The organism is Limnobacter thiooxidans, from assembly GCF_036323495.1.
Taxonomy (GTDB): domain Bacteria; phylum Pseudomonadota; class Gammaproteobacteria; order Burkholderiales; family Burkholderiaceae_B; genus Limnobacter; species Limnobacter thiooxidans.
In genome coordinates this window covers 1,924,489-1,939,570 of record NZ_AP028947.1, presented here as the reverse complement: position 1 = coordinate 1,939,570, position 15,082 = coordinate 1,924,489, and the positions used below count along the sequence as shown (strand labels likewise).

The 15,082-nt window shown below is 54.2% G+C and carries 13 protein-coding genes; 7 read left to right on the top strand and 6 right to left on the bottom strand.

Going from position 1 to position 15,082, the window contains the following annotated elements:
• The first annotated feature begins 94 nt into the window (after positions 1 to 94).
• The 3 genes from RGQ30_RS08925 (at position 95) to RGQ30_RS08915 (ending at position 4,169) form a co-directional block, all read left to right on the top strand.
• Positions 95 to 2,524 carry a sulfatase-like hydrolase/transferase gene (locus RGQ30_RS08925; protein ID WP_338284349.1) on the top strand — a complete coding sequence of 810 codons (2,430 nt, stop codon included), beginning with the start codon at positions 95 to 97 and terminating at the stop codon, positions 2,522 to 2,524.
• Complete coding sequence (locus tag RGQ30_RS08920) at positions 2,517 to 3,383, top strand: formylglycine-generating enzyme family protein (protein ID WP_130556249.1); 867 nt, start codon at positions 2,517 to 2,519, stop codon at positions 3,381 to 3,383. The genes RGQ30_RS08925 and RGQ30_RS08920 overlap by 8 nt, the downstream gene beginning before the upstream one ends.
• A 78-nt stretch (positions 3,384 to 3,461) precedes the next feature.
• A complete protein-coding gene (locus RGQ30_RS08915) occupies positions 3,462 to 4,169 on the top strand; it encodes a tellurite resistance TerB family protein (protein ID WP_130556250.1) in 708 nt (235 codons plus the stop codon).
• Between the two features lie 45 nt (positions 4,170 to 4,214).
• Here the strand turns inward: RGQ30_RS08915 and RGQ30_RS08910 are convergent, their stop codons facing one another.
• The gene (locus RGQ30_RS08910) at positions 4,215 to 5,648 is read right to left on the bottom strand and encodes an OmpP1/FadL family transporter (protein ID WP_298217142.1); all 1,434 of its coding nucleotides are present in this window, start codon (positions 5,646 to 5,648) and stop codon (positions 4,215 to 4,217) included.
• A gap of 287 nt (positions 5,649 to 5,935) precedes the next feature.
• On the bottom strand, positions 5,936 to 6,817 hold the full coding sequence (locus tag RGQ30_RS08905) for a metal-dependent hydrolase (RefSeq protein ID WP_338284348.1): 882 nt from the start codon (positions 6,815 to 6,817) through the stop codon (positions 5,936 to 5,938).
• A 107-nt stretch (positions 6,818 to 6,924) separates the two neighbouring features.
• Between RGQ30_RS08905 and RGQ30_RS08900 the strand changes: the two genes are divergently transcribed.
• On the top strand, positions 6,925 to 7,935 hold the full coding sequence (locus tag RGQ30_RS08900; RefSeq protein ID WP_130556252.1) for an AraC family transcriptional regulator: 1,011 nt from the start codon (positions 6,925 to 6,927) through the stop codon (positions 7,933 to 7,935).
• On the opposite strand, the gene RGQ30_RS08895 is transcribed toward RGQ30_RS08900, so the two are convergent.
• From RGQ30_RS08895 to RGQ30_RS08885, 3 genes are all read right to left on the bottom strand, one after another.
• Positions 7,924 to 9,516, bottom strand: coding sequence for an alpha/beta hydrolase family protein (locus RGQ30_RS08895; protein WP_130556253.1), 1,593 nt, complete (start codon positions 9,514 to 9,516; stop codon positions 7,924 to 7,926). The genes RGQ30_RS08900 and RGQ30_RS08895 overlap by 12 nt on opposite strands.
• A gap of 110 nt (positions 9,517 to 9,626) precedes the next feature.
• Entirely contained in the window at positions 9,627 to 10,481 is an 855-nt protein-coding gene (locus RGQ30_RS08890; protein ID WP_298217144.1) for a metal-dependent hydrolase, read from the bottom strand.
• Positions 10,482 to 10,589: 108 nt separating this feature from the next.
• Positions 10,590 to 11,399 carry a PaaX family transcriptional regulator C-terminal domain-containing protein gene (locus RGQ30_RS08885; protein WP_130556255.1) on the bottom strand — a complete coding sequence of 270 codons (810 nt, stop codon included), beginning with the start codon at positions 11,397 to 11,399 and terminating at the stop codon, positions 10,590 to 10,592.
• Between the two features lie 147 nt (positions 11,400 to 11,546).
• On the opposite strand from RGQ30_RS08885, the gene RGQ30_RS08880 reads away from it, so the two are divergent.
• Complete coding sequence (locus tag RGQ30_RS08880) at positions 11,547 to 12,464, top strand: alpha/beta hydrolase (RefSeq protein WP_130556256.1); 918 nt, start codon at positions 11,547 to 11,549, stop codon at positions 12,462 to 12,464.
• Entirely contained in the window at positions 12,461 to 13,237 is a 777-nt protein-coding gene (locus RGQ30_RS08875; RefSeq protein WP_130556257.1) for an SDR family NAD(P)-dependent oxidoreductase, read from the top strand. The genes RGQ30_RS08880 and RGQ30_RS08875 overlap by 4 nt, the downstream gene beginning before the upstream one ends.
• A 6-nt stretch (positions 13,238 to 13,243) precedes the next feature.
• Here RGQ30_RS08875 and RGQ30_RS08870 read toward each other — a convergent pair whose 3' ends face one another.
• Positions 13,244 to 13,921 carry a hypothetical protein gene (locus RGQ30_RS08870; protein ID WP_298217146.1) on the bottom strand — a complete coding sequence of 226 codons (678 nt, stop codon included), beginning with the start codon at positions 13,919 to 13,921 and terminating at the stop codon, positions 13,244 to 13,246.
• A 127-nt stretch (positions 13,922 to 14,048) separates the two neighbouring features.
• Between RGQ30_RS08870 and RGQ30_RS08865 the strand changes: the two genes are divergently transcribed.
• Entirely contained in the window at positions 14,049 to 14,945 is an 897-nt protein-coding gene (locus RGQ30_RS08865; protein WP_338284347.1) for a tetratricopeptide repeat protein, read from the top strand.
• Positions 14,946 to 15,082 lie beyond the last annotated feature (137 nt).

Sequence of the window (15,082 nt, the reverse complement as noted above, 5' to 3'; positions counted from 1 at the left end):
CCTCCTTGAGAATCGGTTTTCTTTTGGTTATAGTGACACAAATAGTGTCACTAGTTAACAGGCACAATCAAATCAAAAATACATGGGGACAGACATGGCACACCAAGACGACTCGCACAATGAAACCGACAAGCCTGAAGACCTGTCCCCCAAGCGCTTGAAGCGGCGTGCTTTCCTGTCAGGTCTGGCGGTGGGTGCCGCCACAGCCGGTGTGGCGGCCACTGGCGCCCATGTGGCCAGCACCAAAGCCCGTTCGCTGATGACCCCGAAAGCCTTGCCCGAAGGTGAAGCGGCACAGGTGGGTTTGTCGTTTCAGGATTCGCGGCCAGCCAGCACTGCCCGGCCCAAAGCCAAAGAAGACTCACCGAATGTGGTGGTGATTTTGCTGGACGACTGCGGTTTCTCCGACCTGGGTTGTTATGGCAGTGAAATCAGAACACCCACCATTGACGGTTTGGCCAAACAGGGTTTGCAGTACACCAACTTCCGAACCTGTTCCATGTGCTCGCCCACCCGTGCGTCATTTCTCACGGGCTTGAATCACCATTCCGCCGGCTTGGGTTGGTTGGCCGACATTGATGCAGGTTATCCCGGTTATCGTGGCGACCTGACCCACGAGGCGGCCACTCTGGCCGAAGTGCTGCAAGGTGCAGGCTGGTCCACATTTTTAAGTGGCAAATGGCATTTGAACAATGCCCACACCACAGGTGCCAACGGCCCTTACGACAATTGGCCAACCCACCGCGGTTTCGACCGCGCCTACTGGTTTCAAGGGCATTCCACCGATTACTTCAAACCCTCTGAACTGTTTGATGGTATTGCACCCGTCGAGCCGCCTGACACCCCCGATTATTTTGTCTGCGATGACCTCACCGACCGTGCAATCACCTACATTAGTACCCAGCAGGCCCTGGAACCCGGCCGTCCTTTCTATCTGCACCTGGCCTACCCCGGCCCACATTCACCCTTGCAAGCGCGCGCACGTGACCGCGATGCCTACAAGGGGCAGTACGACAAGGGGTGGGACGCAGTGCGGGCGGAGCGCCTTGCACGGCAGAAAGCGCTGGGTGTCATGCCTGACACGGTGGAGCTTCCCCCGCTTTCTTTTGGTTCAGGCAGTTGGGACAAACTACCCGAGAATCACAAGCAAATTACCGCGCGCTACATGGAAGTGTATGCGGGCCTGATGAGCAACATGGATTCCAACATTGCGCGCCTGCTGCAAAGTCTGGATGAGTTGGGTGTGCGAGAAAACACCATCGTGGTGCTGTTTTCCGACAACGGTGGTTCTCCGGAAGGCACACCCACTGGAACACCCAATGTGTTTGCCCCGGCATTCGGGCGACCCATTCCGGTTGAAGAGGCCGCCCAGCTGTATGACGTACTGGGCGAAGAGGGCACCTACCCGCATTACCCCATGGGTTGGGCCAGTGCGTCCAACACGCCGTTCAAGATGTACAAACAGTATGCACACCTTGGTGGTGTTGCAGACCCGCTGATTGTGAGTTGGCCCAAGGGCATTGCTGCACAGGGTGAATTGCGCAGCAACTTCGTGCATGTGGTTGACTTGATGCCCACGCTGTTGGAGGCCGCTGGCGTACAAAGGCCGACCGTTTACAAAGGGCAGGTGCAAAAGCCATTTGAGGGTCAAAGCGTATTGGCCACATTCAGCCAGCCACAAAGCCCCACGCGAAGTGAGCAGTATTTTGAACTGGGAGGCAACCGTGCTTACCGGGAAGACAACTGGCGTGCAGTGGCCCGCCACACCCGTGGAAAACCTTTCGAAGACGATGTATGGGAACTCTATGATTTAAGCCAGGACCCCGCCGAGGGGCGCGATGTGGCCAGCCAGTTTCCGGACGTGGTCGAGCGTTTGAAATCCAAGTGGTTACAAGCCGCGCAGCAATACAATGTGTTGCCGCTCGATGATCGCAACCTGGTGTTGAGGCTGGTGCAGGACAGGCAGGAAAAAGGCTTGCGCGCCCGGTGGGATTTTCACCCGCCTGTTGAGCGGCTGGCCCGCGACGTGGCTCCCATTGTATGTGGTTTGTCGCACACCATTGAGCTGGAATGTGAACGCACGCAAGCGGCCGGGGATGGTGTGCTTGTGGCCCAGGGGGCCAAGTACGCAGGCTGGGTGCTGTACATTCAAAATGGCAAGCTGTGTTACGAGCAAAGCCTGGTGCCCTATGTGGAACGCATGGAAAGTAGTAAACCGCTTCCGGAAGGAAAATTGCGCATCAAGTACCAGCAGCGCATGACTTCGCGCCCTTTTGATGGGGAGGGCACCCTGTTTGTCAACGGGCAAGAGGTGGCCAAACACACATTCAAGCGCGTACTGTTTTCCACCAGCTACGATGGTTTCACTTTGGGTGCAGACCTTGGCAACCAGGTGTCAACACGTTATTCGGGACCCAATCCCTTTCAGGGCAAACTGGGAAAGGTGAGCATTGATGTGGACACCAGTAAGGTGAACCCGGTTGAAATGCTGCGCTTCATCAGCCAGATGGGTTTGAATGTCTAACTTGCCGGGTCAGCCCTTTCAACCTCTTGAACCCGCACGTGTGCATCTCGGTGCGGGTGAATTTCTCATGGGGTCCAATGATTTTTACCCCGAAGAAAGGCCGCAGCGCCCCGTGCAGGTCAATGCTTTTCAAATTGACAGCCTGCCGGTGCGCAATGGCGATTTCGCGCGTTTTGTGGATGCCACCGGTTACGTCACCCAAGCGGAACAGCAGGGCCATTCCCATGTGTTTCAGATGAGCCAGAGCCCGGTGCCCCTGAACAATCCCGACCTTTGGTGGAAGGCAGTGCAGGGCGCAAGCTGGCGGAATCCGCGTCCCGGTGATCCCTTGCCTTCAAATTTCGATAGCCATCCTGTTGTGCACGTGGCCCTTGTTGATGCGAAGGCTTATGTGGCCTGGTGTGGCGGGCGTTTGCCTACTGAGGCCGAGTGGGAATATGCCTGCAAAGGTGGCATGGGTCCAAGCCGATTTGCCTGGGGTGATGAATTTGCGCCTGAAGGCCAGCGTATGGCCCACGTGTGGCAAGGTGCCTTCCCCTGGTACTACGCGCCCGGCGGGCAGCCTGACACTTCTCCGGGGACGGTCGCAGTGGGGCAGTTTCCAGCCAACGGATTTGGGCTGTTCGACATGATCGGTAACGTGTGGGAATGGACCCAGTCTGTTTTCAACAACACGGCCACCTGCTGTTCGTGCAGCCCGGTTCAGGATGCCCAAATCTTGTTCACCCTCAAGGGTGGTTCACACCTGTGTGCAGCCGAATACTGCCTGCGTTACCGACCAGCCGCCCGCATGGGTTTGGCCGGTGCCAGCAGCACGTCACACATCGGTTTTCGGTGCGCCTACAACACACCGATGTAACCCTCAGCCCATCCAGAATTGAATTTTTTTGACGCATCGTAGTCCATTCCTGTTCAAGAACAAAAACTGGAGCTGTGAATGAATTCGAAAAGCCTGATTGACCAACTATTGAAAGCCGGAACCGAGATGATGCAAGGTGGCGGCAACTCCGGTGTAAAAACCGGTGGAAAAACCGTGGGTGGCATGCAGATGAAGGACATGCTGGTGGGTGCGGGTGGCGGTGCCGCTGCTACCGCAGCCTTGGGCATGTTGCTGGGCAACAAGCGCCACAAGAAAATGGGTGGCAAGGTGCTAACCTATGGTGGTCTTGCTGCCTTGGGTGTGCTGGCCTACAAAGCCTATGGTAATTGGCAACAGCAACAGGGCAATATTGCAGCAACCCAGGAACCCCAAACAGTGGATCGCCTGCCTGAACCGCAAGTGGAGCAGCACAGCCAAGCCATTCTTCGCGCCTTGATTGGTGCAGCCAAAGCCGATGGTCACATCGACATGAAAGAACGCCAGTTGATTGATGGTGAAATTGCCAAATTGACCAGTGATCCGCAGCTTCAGCGCTGGTTTGACCAAGAAATGAACAAACCATTGGACCCTGTGGAAATTGCAGCCTACGCCACCACGCCTGAATTGGGCGCAGAGATGTTTCTAGCCAGCGTACTGGTGGTCGATGAGGAAAGTTTCATGGAACGCAGTTATCTGCAGGAATTGGCCAAACAACTTAGGCTGGACCCAGCGCTGGAACAGGAACTTCGCATGCAAGTGGAGCAGGCGAAAAAAACGGTCGCTTAAAGCGACCGTTTCAAGTTACTGCTTGAGAGGTGTTTTTACAAACACTTAGAATCGTTGAATCAAACTGAATGAGTAGAACTCGGCATCCAGGTCGGCCACGCCCTGGAACGAGCCGCCAGACACTTCAACCGGCGTGACTTGCTTGTTGTTGCCCACTTGGCCCGCATCCACGTCCAGCAGTTGGTAAGCCACTGAAATGGTGGTGTCACGACTTGGCGAGAAGCTTGCACCAATGCCATAGAAGCGGCGGTCGTTGTCCGGCAAAATCGGAATGCGCAAGTCGTCGCCCACCGCGCCATTTTCTTGTGCATAGCCCGCATGCAGGGTCAGGCGCTTGTACATCTTGTAATTCAAGCCAATGCGATACGACTCAGTAATCTGGAAGTTCTGCGGAACGTCCTGAATAACCCGACCATTGCTGACACGCTCATACCGCAGGAATGTGTCGGTGTAGTCCTGGTAGGTGTAAGTGGCCATCAAGTCCAGCTTTGGGCTGTAATGGTGGAATAAGGACAAGCGAAACTCGTCGGCAAGCGTAATGTTCTGGCGTGCCTGTTGTTGAGGTGCCAAATCACCAGCGGCAGTTTGTGCGTCCACGCCCAGCAGCGGACCACCGACACCCAGCAGCGGGCTGGTGGCCAGGAACTCTCTGAAAGCTGCAGTTCGCCCGTTTTCATTGATGGTCAGCTCGCCCTGGTTGCCATCAAACTTTGACTTGGGTCGATACGACACGCCGATGCGCGTTTTCTCAGTTGGCTCCCAAAGCAGACCCGCCTGCAGGTTGAATGACTTGCCAAAAACCCGCAGCTTGCCGTCGGTTTCGTCCGGCACTTCGGCTCGGGGGTCCAGCAAAGCCAATCCATCGAGCAATGCTGCAGTGTCCACACCATCCGGCCCAAGCTTGTTCACCGCATCACGGAAGTTCACACGCAGTTTGATGGACTGGAAGTACCGTTCAACCGAACCATTGGCACCAATTGACAGGGTCGGGGACAGCTTGTAACCGAAGCCCAGGTTCACACGCGTGATTTTCAAATCACTTTCACGGCCTGAACCACGGCCAGGGAAGTTTTCTTCGTAACGGGTCAGCAAACCATGGGAACCGGATGCACTGAAACCCACAACCAATTTGGGTGTTACAGGCACAGCCACGAACAAGCCCGGAATGAACAGGGCTGAGTCATAACCATCTTTTCTGGAAAAGAACTGCCCTGCCGATCCGCGTGTACCCGCATCGGTGGGGGGGCCGTCGTTGTTCTGGCTTGAGGTGTAGTCGTTCTGGAAAGTGGCAATACTTGCCACGTTCAAGACTTCAATCCGCTTGAAACGTGTAAGTGCCGCCGGGTTGAAGAAGATCACTGCTGCATCCGACGCTTCCGCAGCCTGGCCTGCGCCCGCTGTGGCGATACCCATTGTGCTTTGGTTGTCGTTGGCGGTGGCACCCGCGAATGCTTGTTGGCTTAAAGTGAATGCCGTCATTGAAAACGCAACGGCACACGCTCTCCGAAGGGAGCTTTGCTGCAAAAACACCATTTGTCTGTCTCCTGCCTCCGACGTGTCGGGTCGCAGTGCGCCCAACTTGAGTTGTCGTGAGTTTTTTGCTGGTCGTTTTTAAATTTCAAACCGCCTGCCAGCTTGTGTTTTTATTCTGGCAGACGTCTATGTTTACAACGTTTAACAATAATACTGCCAAAAATGTAACTCAGATTCAATCAATCGTTCAAATTTATTTTCATGATTGCAATAATTGATCTCAGGATGGGGCTTTAGAAGGCAGCCTGATACAGTGCCTCCCCGGCCAGCAAGGGGTCATTGCTTTGTTCATATGCCGCAATCCAGGCTGGGTAATTGTGAATCACTGCTTGCTGGTTGGGGTGGAAACCTGGTTTGTAATAATCCAGCAGGTTGGGCAGCATGCTGGAGAAAACACCTTTTCTCGGGCCGAACAGCCAGGGCAGATTTTTCAAGTGCATGGTCAACCGTTTGCCCAGCTTGAATCCATCTGCCACCAGCATTTCATCCGTCAGTTTGTACAGGGCAATGAACACCTTCACCACAGCCAGAGTCATGGCCATGACCCGCATCCAGTAACCGCCTTTTGCTGCTTTTTGATATACATCGAATGCCACTGCACGGTGTTCCATTTCCTCAATGGCATGCCAGCCCATCAAGGCGCGAACACGGGGATGAGCGCCCGCCATGACGTCCTTCCGTGCAAAGAATGTTTCCGCCATCAACGCTGTGAAATGTTCAAACGCAGCGGTCAAGGCCAGGTTGAATCGTGGTGAATACTGTCGGGTCATTCTGTCAAGGTTGCCTTTTTCACGCTTCAAGATTTTCTCAACCGGCATGCCCTGTTCAGCGAGTACCTTGTTGAACGCAGTGTGCATCATGCCGTGTTGGCCTTCCTGTCGAATAAAGCAACGAATGTCTTCCTGGAGTTGCGGATCTTGAACCATGTCACGGAAAAATCGGACGCTGGTGATGAAATAGCGTTCGCCTTCCGGGAAGGCCAACTGGAAACCATCCACAATGCGGGTTTTGTAAGCGTCCCCACGGAACCAGTATTTTGGAATTTCATTGTTCAGCTTGAAGTCCAACTGTTCACGGGGTTTAATGTCGCTGGTGATATTTTGATTGATTTGCATGACTTGCTCCTTTTGAAACTTCACACCAGTGTAGGGAGTCACGACTTGCGAGTCTGTAACCCCCTGCGCCAGCAGGGTACCCACCACGACAACTTGAAGAACTGCGTATGCCGCCTTTTGGCTCTCTGAGTATTTACAGCTATTCCCGCCTTTCTGCCGCAGGCTTGAAATGTGGCTTTTCAACCGATGCCGTGCTCGCCAGGGCGGGGGTTGAGTTCGACATGCAGCGCAGGGTGGGTTATGACCTGACCCTGGCCAACATCGTGGATTTGTATACCTCAGCCATGGCGGCCAGCACCCGCGCTTACTTTCCATTGGCCATGGCCGAGAATTTCAGTTTTGATTTTTTGCCGGAAGTGGAAGCGTTTTTGTCCACCAGCCCCACACTGGAAAGTGCCGCGAAAATCATTGACTGGCTGCCAGCTTTGCTGGTGCCCGAGTTTCAGTTTTCAGTACAGCCCAAGGGCAGCCAGATTGCCTTTCAGGTCAACATTGTCGGCAACAATTCAAGCCGCCCAGCGTTGAATGGCATTGTCGACACCGTGGTTGGCAGCGCAGTGTTGTTCCTGCGGAAACTGTTGCCTTCCAATGCAAATTTTCAGGCTCATTTTGCCCACTCAGCTGGCGCCAGCAACAGCGAGTACAGCAGTGTATTGGGGCAAGTGCCAGTGTTTGAATCCGACTTCAGCGGCTTGTTAATTCCTTACGCAGAACTCGGCAGGCCCATCGCCAGGGATTCCGCCCGTGTCAATGCCCTGACAGCGCTGGCCATCGAGGACACCATTCGCACCATGTCGGGCGGTAAATCTGTTGCCGAGCTGGTGTTGAAACACTTGATCAGGCAGGTCGATGCTTCGGTGGTTGATGTGGCCCGTGCGCTGGACGTGCCTGCGCGAACCTTGCAGCGTCGTCTCAAGGCAGAAAATACGTCTTTTCAGGCCCAGCAAAACAAGGCGCTGTCCAACCTAGCCACGCAATATCTGGCTAATCCGTCACTGGATGTGGAAGCCATTGCATTGAAGCTCGGTTTTTCCGACCGTCACAGTTTCAGCCGGGCATTCAAACGCTGGACAGGACAAACCCCCAGCAATTGGCGCCAGAAAAAATCAACAATCTGACCGAAGGTTGTCGCAATCGTGGGCTTTGCCGCTTCGGTCGCTGAAATAGCGAGCCGACCTGTAATGCCAGCTCATGTTGGCAGCACCGGTAAGGGGGTTCCCGTTGTCTAGCAGACGCTGATCTGCTGTATCAAATCCTTTCTCGCCTTGTTGTTTCAGCCAGCGATCAAACCATGCGACCGTGTAATGTTCCGCCATGCGGATCACCCAGCCGCTGTCGCACACTTCCTCGGAATTGCTTGCGCACCAGCTTGAAGAGGGCAGAAGAAGGCCTTGCGAGTATTGCGTGTGCGTGGATGCATGGGGCACCACCACCATGGCGGGTTGTCCGTTGTCCCGCCAGAAGCGGTTGGCTGTGAGGTACCTCTCCGGGTTTTTGCCCAAAAGGTAAGGTGCTGAAAAAACACCGTAGTCGCTGGGCAGGTCCAATGCGGGTACGCGTGGAATGACCGCTGGGTAGGGCGTAGCAGTCAGGTTGTACACCGGGCCTGCATAGTTTCCAAGCCCCAGCGTGAAAGTTCCGCCGTTGGCGTTGATTGGTGAATCCGGGTGGCCTAGTGCATCCCAGGCCACGATGACGTCAATGGGATTTTCCTTGCTAATTTTTCCCGGCCAGGGCTTTGCGCCCTTGGCCCCGAAAGACTGGGCGAAGGTGGCGCCAGCGGCACCGAAGGAATGCCCTGCGACACCCAGCCGTTCCCTATCCAGAAAGGCATGCAGCGGGTTGAATGCGTTGGTGCTCGCCGTTTCCGCACACAGATCTTGCCAGGGGTGGTTTTTCGAACGGCTGCTGTGAAGGAAGTCAATCGCATCCACCAGGTTCAGCCAGTACACCGACGGGTCGATGTTGCTACCAATTTCACCTCTTGCGCCGAGGGTGTCAGACCTACCCTGGCTTCGCTGGTCGAAAGTCAGCACCATGTAACCGGCACGCACCAGTGCCTGGGCGGCCCAATAGTACAGCGGTTGGGTACCCACCAACGACCCATTGTTGATCACCACCGCTGGAAGTTTTGTGCCTTCGGGGGTGTTCTGCGGCATCCAGACTGTGCCGTCCAGTTTGGCGCAGGTGTGGTCATGAAAAAGTACGGGCACCACATCGGCTTCAGTGTTGTAAAACCTTGCGCCATTCGGACCGTTTGAGTTTGGGTAGCGAAACGGGTCACCTACCAGGGTCAGGCCCCAGTAAGCACTGGGTGAGAGCAGAGAAGAGATTCGATCCGGGTTGTTCAACACCTGTGCAAATGGCACCGGGGTGTTGATGGCGGATTGGGTGATCACCGCTTGTTGCAAGCGTGTATTGCTCAGCGATTCTTCAAAGCCTTTGCGCAGCAGCGCAAAACTGGCTGCTTCGCACTGAAACCAAAGTGCGGTGTAAGGGGTGCTGGTGTCGCAAGATGTGTCCAAGCCCAAGGCCTGTGTGGTTGTTGCAGGAACCTGTTCTGCGCCTTGAACAACCGTAGACTGCTGACCTGGCACAGAGTTGTTTTCTGTTCCATCCGTCTGGCAGGCGGCCAATATGACACTGGCCAGTAACAGGATCGGCAGCAATATAGGTCTTGAATGTTTGAGCTGAATCAAATCGGAGTCTCCTGTGCGATCTGATTCAGCTTAAGGTGTCAGGCTCACCATGCATGTAGCCGGATGCGCCAACAGGGGGCGATAGGCGCCACCATCTGGCCTTTAGACTATCAAGCCAGCGCCAGCCTTTCCTTCCACAACTGCATGGGTTCATCCATATTGGTTTGCATGGGATGAAAGTCACGTTTGTAAAACAGGGCAAGGTCGGGAATCATTTTTCGAAAGATGCCCTTGCGCCCGAAATACAGGTCGGTGAATTTCAGCCAGGACTTGGCGTTGAGTAATTCGCCGTCCTGCTTCATGCAGCTCAGCATGGCGGCGAGTACCACCGGCCCGATACCAATTGAAACAATCGTCATTGCAATAGCACGTTGGGCATAGGTTCCACCCACTGCCTTGTGCGTATCGAAGGCCACTGCACGGTGTTCGCTTTCTTCCATGGCGTGCCAGAAAATCAGATTCTTGATCTTCGGGTCCACGATCATTTTGTGAAAGCTGTCACTTTTCATCAGGTGCTCGGCCATCACCGCAGTGTAGTGCTCAACCGCTGTGGTGCCGGCCAACCTGGCCTTCACGGGCAGCAGTTTGTTGAGTTTCTTGCGGGCCCAGCGGGCGCGTGCATCCCAGCCGTACACATTGATGCCTTGCCTTTTCAGTTCGGCATTGGCCTCCAGGTGTTCTTTGCCGTGCATTGCTTCCTGTCCAATAAAAGCGCTGATTTCGCGCAACAGGGCTTCATCTTTCACGTATTTTTTGGCATCGCGTACAGCATCAACGAAAAACTGTTCGCCTTCCGGAAAGTAGGCCTGAAAAGCAGTCCACACATGGCTGCAGGCCGGGTCGTTTGCGAGAAAGTGTCGATTGATGTTTGAAAAATCAAAATCCATTCGACGCACCGGAAAGCTGGAACCTTTCTGGTGGATGGAAGTGGGCTTCTTGATCGAACTGGACAGGTCTGTGCTCATTACGGTCTCCACATTGTTCTGCATCATTAACATCAATGACGTTGACAGTTGTGAATGTAATATTACAGATCGCTTATAAAAAGTAAAGCAGTGTAATGAGCTGCTATTTCAGATCACTTCTTCGTCTTTCAATATGCGCAGTTGCAACTCGCGCCACACCCTTGTGCCCGTGTCATCAAAGCGCAGCACGCTTTCAAAGAATTGCTGCCGTGCAGCAGCGTCGATCCATTCAGCAGGCAAAAGGGGGTCACGTCGCACTTCATAAATGGCCTGGCTACCCACCAAATAGGCATCCCGGGCAGCCTTTTCCAGCTTCATGCGGCCATATCCCTGCATCCAGTCATTCAGTTTTTTGGTGTGGCTTTGATAGTGTCTTTCCAGTTTCTTGAGATCCCAGAGTTTCTGAAGTGTCTTCGCTTGTGCAGGGTTTTTAGGAACCAGCTCGAAAGTGATCAGTTCTTTTTCGACGCCTTGTGCCAGCAGCCTGTTGTGCACACCGTCAATACCCATGCTCAAGTTGGCAGGGCGTACAAACAGCCCTTGCTCCAATTCACGAAAGCCCATCAAAAGCAGCGCTTTCTCGCGCACCTGAAGATGCTTTCGGTTGCTGCGGCCCAAGTGGGAAGTGAAAGCCGCATAGAAGTGGCCATTCCAGTCGCAAGTGGCGGTGAGCCTGTCGTTCCAGCTTTGAATGTCTTGCCCGGTGAACACCGCCTGTTTTCCCAAGGTGTAAATGCCACGCCCGGCTGATTTCAGCTGGCCTTCTGCAACCAGCCTGGCCATGGCCACCCTTGCGCTGTTTTCAGACACACCGAACAAGCTGCAGGCCAGCACCATGTGTGCGGCTTTAACCTGTCGACCTTTGGCGGCCAAAATCAGGCCGAGAATTAATTGTTTTGGAGAAGCGTTTGTTTTCACGGGAAATTTTTGAAAATTGGAAGCAATAGTCTAACTTGTTGTGGGGCAGGGTGATCGGGGTGGGATGCTGCCTGTCGCAAATTCGCTATATTGGGGAAATAACAAAAGCAGCACAGATCGTATTTCGCTGTCACATTCGGAGACCAAATGCCCATGAACCCCATTCAGTACGTGGCTGAGAAAGCCGTCCGCGCGACACTGCGCAGCACCTTCAAAACACCTGGTAAATTGCCTATCCCGCTCAGCTGGCTTGCTGCCACCATGAATGCCGGTGCACCTTTGTTCAAGGTGCGCCATGATGCCCGTGTTGAATATCTCGAGTTAGGCACTTGCATGTGCGCCATGGTTCGCCCGGCCAATGCGCACACGGACCAGGTGCTTCTGCACATGCATGGTGGAGCCTTTTTTGCAGGCTCACTGGAAACGCACTTGCCATTGGCCAGTGAACTGGCGGTGCGCTGCAACGCCCGTGTTTTTCTGGTGGATTATCGCCTTGCACCGCAGCACCCTTACCCCGCAGCCCTGGAGGATGGGCTGGCTGCCTACCAGGCCTTGCTCGACCTGGATGTTGACCCGGCCCAAATTACCTTGGTAGGTGATTCTGCAGGCGGGGCACACATATTGGCGATGGCCGTGTTTGCACGCAACGAAGGCATGCCTTTGCCGGGTGGCATGGTCATGATTTCTCCGTTCGTGGACATGACCTTGACCGCGGAGTCCATACAAAGCAAAGCCAAAATTGACCCGATGTTGAGTGTGGTGCCCCTTCAGCGTGGCGTTCAGGCTTACTGTGGTGAGGAGTTGGCCAGCGATCCCAAAGTGTCGCCTGTGTTTGCTGACCTCGACGGTTTGCCACCCATGTTGATTCAGTGCGGCAGCGACGAGATTTTGCTGGATGATGCGCTTTTGCTTGAACGCGTGGCGCGGGAAGCAGGCGTTCAAGTGGAATGTACGGTGTATCCGGGCATGTGGCACAATTTCCAGATGTTCAATGCGTTTGTCGAGAAGGCAGACCGAGCTTTGTGGGCCATTGCCGATTTTGTAAGAAGAGGGGAGTCACAATGAAACAATGGGCATTGGTTACCGGCGCATCGTCCGGTATTGGTTTGCACCTGGCTGAATGTTTTGCGAAAGATGGCATTTCGTTGGTGCTGAGCGCACGCAACGAGAATAAGCTGCAAGAGTTGGCAACCCACTGGCGTCAGCAGTATGGCGTGGATGTTGTAGTGATTCCATCCGATCTTTCCAAACCAGGTGAGGCCGACCAGTTGATTCAAAAGGTCAAGGCCAATTCCATTGAGCTGACTTACCTGGTGAACAACGCCGGTGTGGGCACCTATGGCCTGTTCAAAGACACGCCGGTGGAAGCGACCACCAGCATGCTTCGACTCAATATGGAAGCGCTTACAGTGTTGTGCAGCGGTTTCATGCCCGATTTGCTCCGCACACGCGGCAAGATATTGAATGTGGCGTCCACCGCAGCGTTTCAGCCTGGCCCTTACATGGCTGCCTATTACGCCACCAAGGCCTATGTACTCAGCTTCAGTGAAGCGCTGGCTGAAGAGCTTGCAGACAGTGGTGTGGCAGTATGCGCCTTGTGCCCCGGGCCCACTGCATCAGGATTTCAGGCGGAAGCCAATATGCAGAAATCTGCACTGGTGCAGGGCAAACGCATGCCCAGTTCGGAAGATGTGGCCATCAAGGGTTACAAGGCCATGATGCGCAACCAGCGCGTGTACATTCACGGTGCCTTGAACTGGACCATGGCGCAAAGCATTCGCTTCACACCCCGCAGCTGGGCCACGGCGGTGGTGAAGTTCATCTCCAAGCCTGTTTAAGCCCGTTTACTTGAGGAAGGTCGCGAAATGGTTCGCGACCTTCGGGTAGCTTTCCACTTTGATGTGCGGAGGTAGTTTGCGCAGCGTGTGTTTGAACAAGGTGTGCAGCACGTTGATCACGCCGTTGATGGTCTTGCTGATCACGAAGTTGAAGCCCATCAAGTCCTTGGGGGTGTAAACCAGGGGCACCAGCGCGGTTTCAATCGCTTCAATCAGCAATTCCACACCTTCTTCCATGCGCGTGGTGTCCTTGTTTTTCAATGCATCCATCACGTTGCGGGCCTTGTCGGCGTAGGTGGCAGTCACCGGGATCAGAATGCAGGGTTTCATGACCCCGTCGATTTCTACAAGGTGAACAATGTCATGAAAATGATGGATGACCGGCGGCACGCGCTTGTTGGCGATGAACTTGATCAACCAGCCGATGTAGTGCTGGGCTTCGCTTTGTACCTTGTGAATCACTTTGGAGGCGTCCAACAACATTTTGTCGGGTTGGGTTGAATTCAGATCGTCGAGCAAATGGGTGAAACAGGTGTCCAGCAACTGCACATAGGTTTGCGCAAGCAGGTCTGCGCCCAGCGCCTTGTCTTCGTCGCTGATGGGCTTGGCTGCGCGCACGTGTAGGGCTTTCATTTCCGCATACACATCTTCTTTGATTTGCACAGCAATGGTGGGTGTGTTCATGGGGGTGACCTGTGTAAAGAGTTGCCGCCTAGTTTACACAGCGTTACACCCGGTTTCGCAGCAGCGATGTGCCTGCAGGCTCAAGGCAGGTAGAATTTCGGCTCGAACAGCAAAAAGTCCACACCCCATGCAACACACCGCACCCATTGAGTTCACCGATGAAATCAAATCCCTGTTTGTCGACAAGAAATTGTTGCAGGCCCGCGAGCGTCTGCTTCAAACCCTGAGTAACAACTGGGATGGACATTGCAATCTGATTGCTTTCACTTTCCTGTATGCGGAAGGTCGCAATGAAGAGGATTGCGTACAGGCCCTTCATTGGCTTGAACAGGGCGTTGCCCGAAACGAGGTGGATGCCAAGGTCATTCTGGGCCGTTTGCTGCTTTCGGGCGAGTTGGGCCACCAGGATTTTCCACGTGGTTTGCAATTGCTGGAGCAGGCAGCGCAGGCCAATGTGCTGATGGCGGTGCTGACGCTTGCGCAAATTCACCAAGGTGGTGTTGAAGGTCAACTTGAGGCCAATCCGATACTGACTCAGCGTTACGTAAAACAGGCAGCTGATTTGGGCGACCCGAATTCAGCCTATCGTTTGGCGCTTGACCTTGAACGTGGAGAAACCCCTGACCTGCTACAAGCCTTCAAGTACTTTGACAAAGCGGCGCAGGGTGGTTTGGCACAAGCCATGCACAACGTGGGTGTGTATTACCTGCACGGCAAGGGCGTGGTCAAAAATATTCACCTGGCGTTGGCTTACCTCACTGAAGCAGCCAAACTGGGGTCGCCTTTGTCGCTGTTGACTTTGTCGCTATTGCATCTTGATGGGGTGGAGGTGGAGAAGAACAGGGGTGTGGCTCTGAGCTGGCTTTACATTTACCAGGTACTTTTTCCGCAAACCGACATTCCAGAGCAGTTGCAACTGTTGCTGGACGATGTGTCCACTGAAGAAGAAAACTTCGCGCGTGTGGCTGCGCAGAACTTTGTGAATCATCAACTGAATAAATCCCCTACAGGAACCGTGCATTAACCCTTGTTGAAATGTGGGAATACCTGCAATATTGCGTCAGGGATTTTTCCCTTTACTCCATGAGGATCACCATGACCGTTTGCCCTATCGCAATCGCTGTTGGATGTCAAAAATGTCCCGCATTTAAAATTTGTCCT